Source organism: Thiobacillus sp., from assembly GCA_024235835.1.
In the GTDB taxonomy this organism is placed as follows: domain Bacteria; phylum Pseudomonadota; class Gammaproteobacteria; order Burkholderiales; family Thiobacillaceae; genus PFJX01.
In genome coordinates this window covers 513,013-528,258 of record JACKLQ010000002.1, presented here as the reverse complement: position 1 = coordinate 528,258, position 15,246 = coordinate 513,013, and the positions used below count along the sequence as shown (strand labels likewise).

13 protein-coding genes are annotated in these 15,246 nt (G+C 66.5%); 12 read left to right on the top strand and 1 reads right to left on the bottom strand.

All coding sequences use genetic code 11. The features are described from left to right. The first annotated feature begins 8 nt into the window (after positions 1 to 8). Both H6935_10680 and H6935_10675 read left to right on the top strand, forming a co-directional pair. Positions 9 to 773, top strand: a complete 765-nt coding sequence (locus H6935_10680; GenBank protein MCP5278808.1) for a ParA family protein — start codon at positions 9 to 11, stop codon at positions 771 to 773. 19 nt (positions 774 to 792) lie between these two features. Further along, positions 793 to 2,097, top strand: a complete 1,305-nt coding sequence (locus H6935_10675) for an adenosylmethionine--8-amino-7-oxononanoate transaminase (GenBank protein MCP5278807.1) — start codon at positions 793 to 795, stop codon at positions 2,095 to 2,097. A 9-nt stretch (positions 2,098 to 2,106) separates the two neighbouring features. On the opposite strand, the gene H6935_10670 is transcribed toward H6935_10675, so the two are convergent. Next, on the bottom strand, positions 2,107 to 2,298 hold the full coding sequence (locus H6935_10670; protein MCP5278806.1) for a hypothetical protein: 192 nt from the start codon (positions 2,296 to 2,298) through the stop codon (positions 2,107 to 2,109). A 155-nt stretch (positions 2,299 to 2,453) separates the two neighbouring features. On the opposite strand from H6935_10670, the gene H6935_10665 reads away from it, so the two are divergent. From H6935_10665 to H6935_10620, 10 genes are all read left to right on the top strand, one after another. Further along, entirely contained in the window at positions 2,454 to 2,933 is a 480-nt protein-coding gene (locus H6935_10665; protein ID MCP5278805.1) for a cytochrome c, read from the top strand. Between the two features lie 37 nt (positions 2,934 to 2,970). Further along, positions 2,971 to 5,898: a class I SAM-dependent DNA methyltransferase gene (locus H6935_10660; GenBank protein MCP5278804.1), complete on the top strand. Its 2,928-nt coding sequence runs from the start codon at positions 2,971 to 2,973 to the stop codon at positions 5,896 to 5,898. Positions 5,899 to 6,033: 135 nt separating this feature from the next. After that, positions 6,034 to 7,710 (top strand): alkaline phosphatase D family protein, encoded by a 1,677-nt coding sequence (locus tag H6935_10655; GenBank protein MCP5278803.1) that lies wholly within the window; start codon positions 6,034 to 6,036, stop codon positions 7,708 to 7,710. 708 nt (positions 7,711 to 8,418) lie between these two features. After that, a complete protein-coding gene (locus H6935_10650; protein ID MCP5278802.1) occupies positions 8,419 to 8,733 on the top strand; it encodes a hypothetical protein in 315 nt (104 codons plus the stop codon). 92 nt (positions 8,734 to 8,825) lie between these two features. Continuing rightward, positions 8,826 to 10,859 (top strand): thioredoxin domain-containing protein, encoded by a 2,034-nt coding sequence (locus tag H6935_10645; protein ID MCP5278801.1) that lies wholly within the window; start codon positions 8,826 to 8,828, stop codon positions 10,857 to 10,859. A gap of 49 nt (positions 10,860 to 10,908) precedes the next feature. Next, positions 10,909 to 11,211 (top strand): c-type cytochrome, encoded by a 303-nt coding sequence (locus H6935_10640; protein ID MCP5278800.1) that lies wholly within the window; start codon positions 10,909 to 10,911, stop codon positions 11,209 to 11,211. A 237-nt stretch (positions 11,212 to 11,448) separates the two neighbouring features. After that, complete coding sequence (locus H6935_10635; protein ID MCP5278799.1) at positions 11,449 to 11,754, top strand: c-type cytochrome; 306 nt, start codon at positions 11,449 to 11,451, stop codon at positions 11,752 to 11,754. A 44-nt stretch (positions 11,755 to 11,798) separates the two neighbouring features. Continuing rightward, positions 11,799 to 13,103, top strand: coding sequence for a branched-chain amino acid ABC transporter substrate-binding protein (locus tag H6935_10630; protein MCP5278798.1), 1,305 nt, complete (start codon positions 11,799 to 11,801; stop codon positions 13,101 to 13,103). A gap of 80 nt (positions 13,104 to 13,183) precedes the next feature. Next, positions 13,184 to 14,113 carry a branched-chain amino acid ABC transporter permease gene (locus H6935_10625; GenBank protein MCP5278797.1) on the top strand — a complete coding sequence of 310 codons (930 nt, stop codon included), beginning with the start codon at positions 13,184 to 13,186 and terminating at the stop codon, positions 14,111 to 14,113. Then, positions 14,028 to 15,245 (top strand): ABC transporter ATP-binding protein, encoded by a 1,218-nt coding sequence (locus H6935_10620; GenBank protein ID MCP5278796.1) that lies wholly within the window; start codon positions 14,028 to 14,030, stop codon positions 15,243 to 15,245. Before H6935_10625 ends, H6935_10620 begins: the two co-directional genes overlap by 86 nt. The last annotated feature ends 1 nt before the right edge of the window (position 15,246 follow it).

Sequence of the window (15,246 nt, the reverse complement as noted above, 5' to 3'; positions counted from 1 at the left end):
GCGTTCCGATGGCCGTCATCGCCGTGTTCAACCAGAAGGGCGGGGTGGGCAAGACCACCACCTGCCTGAACGTCGCTGCCTCCCTGACGCTGCTGGAACGCAAGCCCCTGGTGGTGGACCTGGACCCCCAGGCCCACGTGAGCCTGGCCCTGGGTGTGCGTCACCTGCCCGGCAACGCCACGGTCTCCGCCTTCTTCCGCGAGCAGGTGCCCATCGAGCGCCTGCTGCGCCGCCTGCCCAGCGGCCTGCGCCTGCTGCCCGGCCACCCGGACCTGTCCAAGGTGGATGCCCTGCTTGGTTCCACCCCCGGGGTGGCCGGCACGCTCAAGAAAGGACTGGCCGAGATCCGTGCCCTGGACGACGCCCCCATCCTCATCGACTGCGCGCCTGCCCTGGGGGTGCTGTCCCTGAACGCCCTGTTCGCCGCCGACCGGGTGCTCATCCCCGTCACCGCCGACTACCTGGCCATCCAGGGCCTCAACCGCCTGGACCTGGCCTTGAACGTACTGGAAGGCCCCCTCAAGCGCCGCATCGAGCGCCGGGTGGTGCTCACCCGCTTCGACGAGAACAAGCCCCAGTGCCGGGAGGCCCTGGCCAGCCTGAAGAGCCGCTACGGCGACAACCTTTGCGAGACCCGCATTGCTGACGACCCGGCCCTGTCCGAGAGCCCGGCCCACGGCATGGACATCTTCACCTACGCCGCCGAGTCCGCCGGCGCCCACGACTACCGGCTGCTCACCATGGAGCTCCTGTCCAAGGGCTTCTTCCAGTAAGCACTGAAACCACAGCGGCATGAACAACGCCGACTGGCTCGACCGCACCCGCGCCGCCCTCTGGCATCCCTGCACCCAGATGAAGCACCTGGAGCAGGCGCCCCCCCTGCCCATCGCCCGGGGGGAAGGCCCCTGGCTCATCGACTACGATGGCCGGCGCTACCTGGATTGCATCTCGTCCTGGTGGGTCAACCTCTTCGGCCACGCCAACCCCCGCATCAACGCAGCCATCACCGACCAGTTGGGCAGGATCGAGCACGTCATCCTGGCGGGATGCACCCATGCCCCCGTGGTGGAGCTGTCGGAGCGTCTGTCCCGCCTCACCGGCCTTTCCCACGCCTTCTACGGTTCCGACGGCGCCAGCGCCACGGAGATCGCCCTGAAGATGAGCTTCCACTATTGGCGCAACCGGGGCCACACGGAGAAGACCGGCTTCATCAGCCTGCAAAACGGCTATCACGGCGAGACCCTGGGGGCCCTGTCCGTCACCGACGTGGCCCTGTTCAAGGACACCTACGCCCCCCTGCTGCGGCATACCCACCAGGTACCCAGCCCGGACGCCCGCCTGGCGGCCCCCGGGGAGGGCGACGAGGCCTATGCCCTGCGGGCGGCGGCGGCCCTGGAGACCCACCTGGCCCAATGCGCCGACAGTACCGCCGCCCTCATCCTGGAGCCCCTGGTGCAGGGAGCCGCCGGCATGGCCATGTACCACCCGGTCTACCTGCAGCGGGCCCGGGCGCTGTGCGACCAGTACCAGGTGCACCTCATCGCCGACGAGATCGCCGTGGGCTTCGGCCGCACGGGCACCATGTTCGCCTGCGAGCAGGCCGGCGTCCGCCCCGACTTCATGTGCCTGTCCAAGGGCATCACCGGCGGTTACCTGCCCCTCTCCTGCGTGCTCACCACGGACAGCGTCTACGCGGCCTTCTATGACGACGCCACCGCCCGGGGCTTCCTCCACTCCCACTCCTACACCGGCAACCCCCTGGCCTGCCGCGCCGCCCTGGCGGTTCTGGACATCTTCGCATCGGACGACGTAATCGCCGCCAACCGGGCCAGGGCAGAACGCTTCAATGAACTCCTGGCCCCCGTGGCCGTACATCCCAGGGTGGGGCACTTCCGCCACCGGGGCATGATCTGGGCCTTCGACGTGAAGGACGCCCAGCCCGGCTTCAGCCAGGGCTTTCACCAACGGGCCCTGGCCCGGGGCCTGTTCATCCGCCCCATCGGACCCACGGTGTACTTCATGCCGCCCTACGTCATCGAGGAAGAGCACATGCGGCTCATGGCCCGAGTGGTCAGGGGACTGCTGGACGACGCCTGAGCCCGGCCCTCAGGCCGGTTTCTGGGCGCAGAGGAGGTGCTGCCGGGTTTCCCGGGTCTGCTTGCGGGCCTCCGTGTCGGCCACCACGGGCTTCAGCACGTGGTACCCGTACAGGGTGGCCACTGTGAACAACAGCATGCCGATCAATTCCGGCAGCAAAGCCTTCAGGCGTGAGCCCTCCATCCGTTCCCCCTTTTTCATGGAGTCAAAGTGCATCAGAACCGTGCCAGCGTCAACTTGCCGGTCTGTCCCGGCGGGGCCCGGGCCGTGGTACTTTTCAGGCCATGCCACGCCACGTAAGCGATACGGCGTGCTGTTTCCCGACTGACCCGAGACCCTGACCCGAGAACCCGCCCATGACCCGACTGCTTGCCCTGCCGCTCCTCGTTCTGGCCACCTTCCCCGTCCTGGCGGCCGAGGCCGCCCACGACCATGATCACGGCCACCCCCCCGCCCAGTCCCTGGAATACCGCCAGGCGCTGATGCTGGATGCCGAGGAGGCCGCCCACATCCGCCTGGAGATGCGCGGCTTCCTGTCCGGTGTGCAGAAGATCGTCACCGGCGCCGCCCACGACGACATGAAGATGGTGGCCGAGGCCGCCTCCACCCTGGGCATGGCCGCCGCCCACGAAGTGCCGCCCCAACTGCGGCGGAAGCTGCCTCTGGAATTCAGGAAGCTGGGCCACGCCACCCATACGGGCTTTGATGACCTGGCCCGGGACGCGGCCAGCATGGGCGATGCCAACCTGGCCCTGCGGCAACTGGGCCGGGTGATGTCGAATTGCGTCTCCTGCCACGCCACCTATCGCATAGAACCGGCGTCGAAGAAACGCTGATTCGGCCGATATCAAATAAATACAGGGAGACAAGGCCGTGACCCCCCAGGACTTCATCGCCAGATGGCAGGGCAGCCCGCTGAGCGAAAGGGCAGGTGCCCAGGCCTATTTCCTGGACCTGTGCGACATGCTGGGGGTGGACAAGCCCAACGACCCGGACAACTACTGCTTCGAGCGCGGGGCGACAAGAACGGGCGCTGGCCACGGCTGGGCCGACGTGTGGAAGCGGGGCTGCTTCGCCTGGGAGAACAAGGCCCCGGGCCGGGACCTGGGCGCCGCCCTCAAGCAGCTCATGACCTACGCCCTGGCCCTGGACAACCCGCCCCTGCTGGTGGTGTGCGACCGGGAGATCATCCAGATCCACACCCACTTCACCGGCACGCCTTCCGAGGTCCACACCATCCTGCTGGCGGACATCGGCCTGCCGGACAACCTGGACAAGCTGCGCCGCCTGTTCCAGGCCCCCAACGGCTTCCGCCCGGACCGCTCCACCTTCGCCGTCACCGAGGAGGCCGCCGCCCGCATGGGGGCCATCGCCAAGCGCCTCGCGGAACGGGGTAACGACCCCCAGGAAACCGCCCACTTCCTCATCCAGTGCGTGTTCTGCATGTTCGCCGAGGACGCCCGCCTGCTGCCGGAAAAGCTGTTCGAAACCGTGCTGGACAAGTCCAACCCGGACGGCGCCAAGGCCCAGTCCCGCCTGGCGGAACTGTTTTGCGCCATGCAGGCCGGCGGCGACTTCGCCCTGCACGACATCCCCCGGTTCAACGGCGGCCTGTTCGCCCGCATCCAGGTGCCCGCCCTCACCACCCCCGACGTGGTGGAACTGCTGGCCGCCGCCCGCATGAACTGGCGCGCCATCGAACCCGCCATCCTGGGCACCCTGTTCGAGCGGGGCCTCAACCCGGACATGCGCAGCCAGCTGGGGGCCCACTACACGGACCCGGCCACCATCATGAAGCTCATCACGCCGGTCATCGAGGCGCCCCTGATGGCCGAGTGGGAGGCCGCCAAGGCCGCCATCGCCAAGGCGAAATCCGTGAAGGCGAAGAACGCCGCCTTCATCGCCCACCTGGAACGGCTGAAGCACTACCGCGTGCTGGACCCGGCCTGCGGTTCCGGCAACTTCCTCTACCTGGCCCTCAAGACCCTCAAGGACCTGGAACACCGCGCCAACCTGGAGGCGGAAACCCTGGGCCTGCACCGCCAGGTGGGCATCGAGGCCAGCCCCGCCAACGTGCTGGGCATCGAACTCAACCCCTACGCCGCCGAACTGGCCCGGGTGACGGTGTGGATCGGCGAAATCCAGTGGATGCTGGACCACGGCTACGCCATCCCCCGGGACCCCATCCTGGCGCCCCTGGACCACATCGAATGCCGGGACGCCATCCTCACCGTCACCCCGGCGGAAGCCGGTGTCCAGTCAAAGGCCCTGGATTCCGGCGTACGCCGGAATGACGTAGCGAGGGTGGCTGAACCCGAGTGGCCCGCCGTGGACGCCATCGTCGGCAACCCGCCCTTCCTGGGTGGTAGCAAGAAGCGTGGCGAACTGGGGGATGCCACCTTCGAGGCCCTGAACAAGGTCTACAAGGATCGTGTGCCCGGCGGCGCCGACCTGGTGACCTACTGGTTCGAGAAGGCCCGGGCCCACATCGTCGCTGGCAAGGCCAAGCAGGCCGGGCTGGTGGCGACCCAGGCCATTCGAGCCGGTTCAAACCGCAAGGTGCTGGAACGCATCATTGCCGCCATGCCCATCTTCGCCGCCTGGTGCGACGAGGAATGGATCAACAACGGCGCGGCGGTGCGGGTAAGTCTGGTGTGCTACGGCGGAATCCCCCCCTGCCCCCCCTTTAACAAAGGGGGGGCAGGGGGGATTTGGCTGGACGGCCAGCCGGTGGCGGCGATTCACGCCGACCTGACGGCGGGGCAAGGTCTGGATTTGACACAGGCCAAGCCACTGGCTGAAAACGCGGCGACCACTTTTGAGGGCACCAAGAAATACGGCGACTTCGATATCCCCGGTGAATTGGCAAGGCAGTGGTTGCGGCTGCCCAACCCGAACGGCAGGCCGAATGCCGAGGTGGTCAAGCCGTGGGCCAATGGCAAGGACCTGACCGGGCGGCCATCGGATACCTGGATCATCGACTTCGGCACCGATATGCCGGAAGCGAGCGCTGCCCTGTATGAAGCACCGTTTGCCCAAGCTGCAGCAAAGGTTAAAGGCCATCGTACGGACTTAAAGTGGTGGTTGCATGAGCGTCCTCGGCCTGAATTGCGCAAGGCATTGAGAGGACCGCCCAGATACGTAGCCACGCCCCGAGTGGCAAAGCACAGGTTCTTCGTGTGGTTGCCTGCGGGCATTCTGCCGGACACCCGGTTGAATGTTATTGCCACCGACTTGGATACCGACTTTGGCATCCTCTCCAGCCGCATCCATGTGGCCTGGGCACTGGCCCAGGCCAGCATCCACGGCGATGGCAGTGAAGGTGGCCGTCCCACATACAACGCCAAGTCCTGCTTCGAGACCTTCCCCTTCCCCGCCGGCCTCACGCCCCGGGACACGGCGGCCCCGGCGGAGCGCTCTTCCCCCACCTGCCTGGCGGACTCCATCGTCGCCCAGAACATCGCCGCCGCCGCCCGTCGCCTGGACGAGCAGCGCAATAACTGGCTGAACCCGCCCGAGTGGGTGGACTGGGTGCGCACGCCGGAAGAGGAACAGGCCGGCTTCCCCGCCCGGCCCGTGGCCAAGGCGGGCCACGAGGCGGAGCTGAAGCAGCGCACCCTCACCAACCTCTACAACCAGCGCGCGGAGGGAAAAATGAGCTGGCTGGACCATGCCCACCGGGCCCTGGACGCCGCCGTGGCCGCCGCCTACGGCTGGACGGACTACACCCCGGACATGCCCGACGCGGAAATCCTGGCCCGCCTGCTGGCCCTGAACCTGGAGCGGTCCGGCGGGGACTGAGCCGGAGCCCCAGGCCGGGGCCGGCCATTCGTGACAACTGGGCGTCATCCCCATGAAGGCGGGTTCAAGAATCCTTCATGGGAATGTCACCCGCCGTAACTAGAGTGCCTGGAATCCTTATTCCGGAGTGCTCCCATGTCTTCCCGCAACGACTTTTCCCGCCGCGACTTCCTGCGCGGCGTGGGTGCGGCGGCCCTGGCCGCTTCCGCCGTGGTCCGTTCCTCCGGCGCCCTGGCCGGTCACCGCGCCGACCCGTTCCAGCATGGCGTGGCCAGCGGCGATCCCCTGGCGGACCGGGTCATCATCTGGACCCGCGTGACGCCCCACCACCACGGACCCGTGCTGGTGCACTGGGAGGTGGCCCTGGACCCGCGCTTTCGCCGCGTCATTCGCCGCGGCCGCGTGCTGACCAACGCCCACCGGGACTACACGGTGAAGGTGGACGTGATGGGGCTGCGGCCCGATGCCCGCCTGTTCTACCGCTTCCGCGCCCTGGGCGATGCCTCCCCCGTGGGCCGCACCCGCACCCTGCCGGCGGCTGGCGTGGAGCAGGTGAAGCTGGCGGTGTTCTCCTGCGCCAACTATCCGGCGGGCTATTTCCACGCCTACGGGGACGCCGCCCGCCAGGAGGATGTGTTCGCCTCCGTGCACCTGGGCGATTACCTGTATGAATACGAACGCGGCGGCTATGCCTCCGAGGATGCGGAAAACCTGGGCCGCCAGGTGGAGCCGGCCGGGGAGTTGCTGACCCTGGACCACTATCGCCGTCGCCATGCCCAGTACCGCACCGACCCGGACTTGCAGGCGCTGCATGCCGCCATGCCCATGATCGCTGTGTGGGACGACCACGAGATCAGCAACGATACCTGGCGCGACGGGGCCGAGAACCACGACGAAGCCACGGAAGGCAGCTTCGCCGACCGTCGCTCCGCCGCCATCCGCGCCTACCACGAGTGGCTGCCCACCCGCGTGCCGGACCGGGACAGCCCGGACCGCATCTACCGGGCCTTCCAGTTCGGCGACCTGCTTTCACTTTACATGCTGGATACCCGGGTCATCGGCCGCGACCGGCAGCTGGACTACGCGAATTACTTCGGCCCGGCCGGTTTCGATGCGGCGGCCTTCGCGGCGGACATGGCGGACCAGGGCCGCCAGATGCTGGGCATCGAGCAGTCCTACTGGCTGCAGCAACAGATGGCCCAGTCCACGGCCACCTGGGACCTGCTGGGCCAGCAGGTGCTGATGGCGCGCATGGACATCCCCGCGCCCCTGGTGCTGGGCCAGATCAGCTTCACCGACTATTCCACCCTGGTCTTCAAGGCCCAGTCGGGGCTGCCCCTGACCCCCCAGGAGCAGGCCATCCTGGCCCAGCCCGCCATCCCCTACAATCTGGACGCCTGGGACGGTTATGCCGTGGCCCGGGAGGCCGTGCTGGGCACGGCCCGCGCCCTGGACAAGAACCTGGTGGTGCTGGCGGGCGACACCCACAACGCCTGGGCCAGCGACCTGGACGACCATGCGGGCAACGCGGTGGGTGTGGAATTCGCCACCCCCGGGGTGTCCTCGCCGGGGCTGGAAGCCTATTTCCCCAATGAGAACCCACTGGCGGTGGCCGCCGGGCTCACCCAGATCATCGGCCCCCTCCAGTACGCCAACACCCACCAGCGTGGCTACATGATCGTCTCGGCCACCCCAGATGAGTGCAGCGCCGAGTGGCGCTATGTCAGCACCGTCAAGCAGGCCGAGCACGACATGATCCAGGGGCCCACCCTGCGCACTCTGCCCGGAGCGGGTAACCGGCGCATCCTTTAACCCTCGGGTGGCCCGGGGCGGCACGGCTGGCGCCCCCGTAGCTGCCCGACGGGGCCACGGGGGCGTCGTTGACGGCGCTGGACACCACTCGGTGTGTGGATGCCCCGGTTGAAAGGGGCCGCTCAGTGCTTGTGGTAGCGCTCGTCCAAGCTGACAAGCATGGAACAGGGGCCAAGTCGGCTTGTAGTGGCCGGGCTGCGATTCATGGCAACAATAAGCTTCCTGGCGAAGACACACGCACGGGATTTGAGCCGGTCGAACCAACGCGTATGGGTGACTTTCATGTCACGACCTCCTCCAAGAATCTTCATGTGCAGACTAACGACCCAAATTCACCAAACTTTAGCGTGATCAGTCTCATGGGCAGGGAGGTGAACATGGCCCGGTGCATCCATGGCGGAGAGGAAGGCGTTCCCTTGCCCGCCGATGGGCGGGGAATGGACGCCTGTGGCTTATTCGAACAGCAGAGGGGCGCCATCTCTCCACCCGGCGGGATTGTTGCATTGCGACAGATGCTATTTGGGAGGACATGTATTCCCCCCTGGCGAAAGCCACAAAGCCTTGGGTGTGAAACACACTGAAACACACCCGCCCGATTGCGCAACCATTCGGATACGCATGTCCTCTAGCCTGAAAACGTACCGAATGATTCCAGCCAGGCCACGGGGCCTGGACATTCGGCCTCGTCAGTACGTTTAGGAGGGCATCATGAAATCCCGTAAATCCATGTTGTTGGTCTCGCTCCTGGGTATCGCCCTGCTGGGTAGCGGCGCGGTGCTGGCGCGGGGTGGCGGGATGGGCGGCGGCTACAGGGCCGACTGCCCTTACAGCCAGGCGCGGACGCAGCAGTTCAAGGCCCAGGTGCAATCCCAAGTGAAAGCCCAAGTGCAACCTCAGGTTCAACCCCAGGTTCAACCCCAGGCGCGGCAACGCCTGCGTGACCCGGCCAATTGTGCCCAGGCGCCGCGGAATTGCCCCAGGGCCCAGGCCCGGCTGCAACAGCAGATCCCGTCCATCAAGTGAGGTCTGGTGTATTGAGGGGCCTTAATCCCGACGATATTTGTCGACTATAGACCCGGGCTCTAAACTGGCCGCTCCCCTGCAAGGAGCGGCCCATGCCCAATCACCTGGCGGCTGAAACCAGCCCCTACCTCCAGCAGCACAAGGACAACCCGGTAGACTGGTACCCCTGGGGCCCCGTGGCCCTGGAGCGGGCCCGCGCCGAGGACAAGCCCATCCTCCTTTCCGTGGGCTATTCCACCTGCCACTGGTGCCACGTCATGGCCCATGAGTCCTTCGAGGACCCGGCCACGGCGGCGGTGATGAACGCCCATTTCGTCTGCATCAAGGTGGACCGGGAGGAGCGGCCGGACCTGGACCAGATCTATCAGGCCGCCCTGCGGATGCTGACGCGGCGGGCCGGAGGCTGGCCCCTGACCATGTTCCTAATGCCGGACCAGACCCCCTTCTTCGGCGGCACCTATTTTCCCCGGGAGGCCCGCTACAACCTGCCAGCCTTCGTCGGCCTGCTGCAGGGCGTGGCGGCAGCCTTCCACCAGCGTCGGGCCGAGATCGAGGCACAGAACCAGGCGGTTCGGGCGGCCCTGGCGGAAACGTCGGCCACCGTGGCCGGTGCCGGGGCATTGGATGTAGCCCCGATTCGCCAGGCCCTGGCGGACATCAAGCAGGGCTTCGATGGGGTGAGTGGCGGCTTTGGCGGCGCCCCCAAATTCCCTCGTCCGGCGGAACTGGATTTCCTGTTCTGGTCCGGCGACACAGAGGCGCGGAACATGGTGCTGCTGACCCTGGAGAAAATGGCCCTGGGGGGCGTCATGGACCAGCTGGGCGGGGGGTTCTTCCGCTATTCGGTGGATGCCCAATGGCAGATCCCCCACTTCGAGAAGATGCTGTACGACAACGGCCCACTGCTGGGCCTGTATGCCGATGCCTGGGCGGTAACCGCCAACCCCCTTTTCGCCCGGGTGGCAGAGGCACTGGTGGCCTGGCTTGAGCGGGAGATGACTTCACCCAAGGGGGCGTTCCATTCCGCCCTGGATGCGGATTCCGAGCACGAGGAAGGCAAGTTCTACGTCTGGTCGCTCCCGGAGGTGGCGTCTTTGCTGACCCCCGAGGAGCATGCCGTGGCCCGGCTGACCTGGGGCCTGGACAGCACGCCCAATTTCGAGAACCACGCCTGGCACCTGAATGTGGTGCGGGGGCCTGCGGAGGTGGCCCGGGGCCTGGGATGCCAGGAAGAAACGGTGGCGATCCTGGTGGATTCGGCGCGGGCCAAACTGTTCGCTGGCCGGGAGGGGCGCGTGCGACCCGGCCGGGACGACAAGGTGCTGACCAGCTGGAATGCCCTGATGATCAAGGGGCTGGCCCGGGCCGCCCGGCGCTTCAGCCGGCCGGACTGGATGGCCCTGGCACGCAGGGCGGCGGATGCCCTCCACGCCGCCGTGTGGAAAAGCGGGCGCCTTCTGGCCAGCCACAAGGATGGCCAGGCGAAGCACAATGCCTACCTGGACGATTACGCCTTTCTCCTGGACGGCCTGCTGGAACTGCTGCAAGCCGGGTGGCGAGACCAGGATTGGCAATGGGCCGTGGCCCTGGCGGACGCCCTGCTGGACCACTTCGAGGATGAGGTGGCGGGGGGCTTCTTCTTCACCAGCCACGACCACGAAAAACTGATCCAGCGCGCCAAGCCCGGCTACGACAACGCCCAGCCCTCGGGCAATGGCGTGGCCGCCCGTGCCCTGAACCGCATGGGAGTGCTCACGGGCGAGGCGCGCCATGTCCGGGCGGCGGAACGCACGGTGGGGGCCTTCATGTCAGCCATGGTGGCCCAGCCCGCCCCCCACCCTTCCCTGCTGGGGGCCCTGGAGGACCTGCTGAAGCCGCCCCGTCTTGCGGTGCTGGGGGGGCCGGAGCCGGAGCTTTCGCACTGGAAGGTGGCGTCAAACCGGTTGGCCTCGGCCCGGGACCTGGTGCTGGCCCTGCCGGACGGGGCGACGCGGGTGCCGCCGGGCCTGGACAAGCCCCGTGGCGGTTACGTCAACGCCCATGTGTGCAGCGGCGTTACATGCATGCCGGAAATATTCCAATTGACTGATCTGACGGATGTTTTCAGGACCGGGGATGTTCAGTAGCATCCCCACCCGCAACGCTCGTTGCCTTATTGCAAAAAGGAGATATGACATGAAAGCTGTTGTGATCGCTGCCGCCGCTGCCCTGGCCCTGTCCGCCGGCATGGCTTCCGCCGACGAGGCCCTGGCCAAGAAGAACGCCTGCATGGGCTGCCATCAGGTGGCCAAGAAGGTCGTGGGCCCCTCTTTCAACGACATCGCCAAGAAGTACAAGGGTGATGCCAAGGCCCAGGCCCATCTCGAACATGTCATCACCAAGGGTGGCAAGGGTGTGTGGGGCCCCGTGCCCATGGCTCCCCAGCCCAAGGCTGCTGGCGACGCCAAGGCCCTGGCCGCCTGGATTCTGTCCCTCTGAGTCTGCGCGTCTGAGGAAAGGGAGCCGGCCTGGGCCGGCTCTTTTCATTTCCGGTCTGGTCAGGACGCGGTCAACCCGGGCACCCCGGGGAGCGTTGGAATACCACCCTGGATAGTCCAAATATCTGATCTTTCGTACGTTTTCAGGGTATGGGATGTCCAGTAACATCCCGCTCGCAACTAAGGGTCCATTCGAATTGGCTCGACGGGTTGTCTTTTTGCAAAAAGGAGATATGACATGAAAGCTGTTGTGATCGCTGCCGCCGCCGTCCTGGCCCTGAGCGCCGGTGCTGCTTCCGCGGACCAGGCCCTGGCCCAGAAGAGCGCCTGCATGAGCTGCCATCAGGTGGCCAAGAAAGTGGTGGGCCCCGCCTTCAAGGATGTGGCTGCCAAGTACAAGGGTGACGCCAAGGCCGCCGACCATCTGGTCAGCGTCATCAAGAAGGGTGGCAAGGGCGTCTGGGGCCAGGTGCCGATGCCCCCGCACCCCCAGGTGTCTGACGACAACGCCAAGAAGCTGGCCAACTGGGTTCTGTCCCTTTAAGCCTGCTTCGACGCGGGAAAAGCCGGGTTCGCCCGGCTTTTTTTATGGGCGCACGAGTGAACGCGGTGCCGGCCCGGACATCCCCGGCCAGAGCGAATCTTCGCCTTGCCCGTTTTTCCCGTTCCCGTGAGGGGCGGAATCCGCGCAACGGCTTCCGGGAGGCACTCTATGTTATAAACGCCCTGATTTTTCGGGCATTTCGGAGGACTCCGGTGAATTCTTTCAAGTGGTTAGCAAGCGCGATTCTGTTGGGCGTCCTGGCGGCGGGTTGCGGCCAGAAGGCCGAAGAAGGCAGCACGATCCGCATCGGCTCCGTGTCGCCCCTGACCGGCCCCCAGACCCACATCGGCAAGGACAACGAGAACGGCGCGCGCCTGGCGGTGGACGAGATCAACGCCCAGGGCCTGGTGCTGGGCGGCAAGCCGGTGAAGCTGGAACTCATCGGCGAGGACGACCAGGCGGAACCCAAGACCGCCACCATCGTCGCCGACAAGCTGCTGGATGCCGGCGTGGTGGCGGTGATCGGCCACCTCAACTCCGGCACCACCATCCCCGCCTCCAAGCGCTACCACGACGCGGGCATTCCCCAGATTTCCCCTTCCGCCACCGCCGTGGCCTACACCGCCCAGGGTTTCAGGAACGCTTTCAGGGTGATGGCCAACGACGCCCAGCAGGGCAAGGCCCTGGGCCAGTTCGCCGTGGGCAAGCTGGGAGCCAGGAAAGTGGCCATCATCGACGACCGCACCGCCTATGGCCAGGGCCTGGCGGACGAGTTCGAGAAGGCCGCCAGGGAAGCCGGCGCCGAGGTGGTGGCAAGGGAATTCACCAACGACAAGGCCACGGACTTCAGCGCCATCCTCACCAGCATCAAGGGCAAGAGCGCCGACCTGGTGTTCTACGGCGGCATGGACCCCCAGGGCGGCCCCATGGCCCAGCAGATGAAGCGCCTGGGCCTGAACGCCCGGCTGCTGGGCGGCGATGGCCTGCAAAACGCAAACTTTCTCAAGCTGGCCGGCGCGGACGGCGAGGGCGTGGTGGCCTCCTCTCCCGGCCTGCCCCTGGAAGGCATGCCCGGTGGCAGCGCCTTCAAGGCCAAGTTCGAGGCCAAATATGGCCCCATCCAGCTTTACGCCCCCTATGCCTACGACGCGGTCTATATCCTGGTGGAGGCCATGAAGCGGGCCGATTCCGCCGAGCCCGCCAAGGTCGTGGCCGCCCTGCCCCAGACCGACTACCAGGGCGTCACCGGCCCCCTGAAGTTCGATGAAAAGGGTGACACCGTGGGCGGCGCCGTGACCATGTACGAGGTGAAGAACGGTGCCTGGACCGTGCTGGAGACGGTGAAATAACAGTGGGCAGTCAGCAGTAGGCAGTCCGCAGAAAGAACTGCCCTACTGAAAACTGTCGGCTGCCAACTGCCGACTTGACCATGGAAATCTTCACCCAACAGCTCATCAACGGCCTGGTCCTGGGCAGCATCTACGCCCTGGTGGCCCTGGGCTACACCATGGTCTACGGCATCCTGGAGCTGATCAACTTCGCCCATGGCGAGGTGACCATGATCGGGGCCATGGTGGCCTTGACGGTGATCGGCGCCCTGGTGGGCCTGAACCCGGAACTGCCGGGTCTCATCGTGGTGCTGGGGGGCGTGCTGGTGGCCATTCCCGCCTGCATGGCCCTGGGCTTCGCCATCGAGAAGGTGGCCTACCGGCCCCTGCGCCATGCCCCCCGCCTGGCACCCCTCATCACCGCCATCGGCATGTCCATCATCCTGCAGAACGCGGCCATGCTCATCTGGGGCCGGCAGTATGTCTCCTTCCCGCCCCTGCTGCCCCAGGAACGGCATGAAATCCTGGGGGCCCACATTACCGACCTGCAGATCTTCATCGTGGTGCTGTCCTTCGCCATCATGGGTGGCCTCTGGCTCCTGGTGGAACGTACCCGCCTGGGGCGGGCCATGCGCGCCACGGCCCAGTCCAAGGAAGTGGCCCAGCTCATGGGCGTGAACGTGGACCGCATCATCTCCGCCACCTTCATCATCGGTTCCGCACTGGCCGCCATCGCCGGCGTGATGGTGAGCGCCTACTATGGCCTGGCCCATTACTACATGGGCTTCATGCTGGGACTGAAGGCCTTCTCGGCGGCGGTGCTGGGGGGCATCGGCAACATTGCCGGCGCCATGCTGGGGGGGCTGTTGCTGGGGGTGATCGAGGCCCTGGGTGCGGGGTATATCGGCGACATCACCGGGGGGTTCCTGGGCAGTCATTACCAGGATGTGTTCGCCTTCTTCGTGCTTATCGGCGTGCTGGTGTTCCGGCCCTCCGGCCTGCTGGGCGAGCGCGTCGCCAACCGGGCCTAGGCGGGGCCGAGCTGTGTTGCGAGTTCCCGGCCTGGCCTTTCTCTACAGCCGCCCCGGACTGGCCTTCGTGCTGCTGGCCGTCCTGCTGGCGGCGTTGCCTTTCATGGTGGGAGGCGGCCTGGGCAATTCCTGGGTTCGTGTGCTGGATTTCGTCCTGCTCTACATGCTGATGGCCATCGGCCTGAACATCGTCGTGGGCTACGCGGGCCTGCTGGACCTGGGCTACATCGCCTTCTATGCCCTGGGGGCCTATTTCTACGCCTGGCTGGCCAGTCCCCATTTCGGCCTGCACCTGCCCTTCTGGATGGTGCTGCCCATGGGCGCCGCCTTCGCGGGCCTGTTCGGCGTGCTGCTGGGGGCGCCCACCCTGCGCCTGCGGGGGGACTACCTGGCCATCGTCACCCTGGGCTTCGGCGAGATCATCCGCATCTTCATGAACAACCTGAACGCCCCCTTCAACCTCACCAACGGGCCCCAGGGCATGAACCTCATCGATCCGGTGAAACTGGCTGGGGTGTCCTTCGGCAAGCCGCTCCATGTCCTGGGCATGACGGTGCCCCCCACCTACCTCTACTACTACCTGTTCCTGGCCTTGACCCTGCTGGCCATCGGCGTGGCCATGCGCCTGCAGGATTCCCGCGTGGGCCGGGCCTGGGCGGCCCTCAGGGAAGACGAGATCGCCGCGGCGGCCATGGGCATCAACACCCGCAACACCAAGCTGCTGGCCTTCGCCATGGGAGCCACCTTCGGCGGCCTGGCTGGCGGCCTGTTCGCCGCCTTCCAGGGCTTCATCAGCCCGGAGAGCTTTACCCTGTGGGAGTCCATCCTGGTGCTGTGCATGATCGTGCTGGGGGGCATGGGCAACATCGCCGGGGTGCTGCTGGGCGCGGCCTTGCTAACCATCATCCCCGAGGCCCTGCGCTATCTGGGAGACCTGCAGCGGGCCACCATCGGCCATGTGGTGGTGGATCCTGCCGACCTGCGCATGCTGCTGTTCGGCGTGGCCCTGGTGTCCATGATGCTGTTCCGGCCCTCCGGCCTCATGCCTTCCCGCCAGCGCAAGCGGGAACTGGCCGCCGAGGACGGCGTGGCCGAGCAGGAGCGGGCCGACCTCTATGACAGCAGGGCATGAG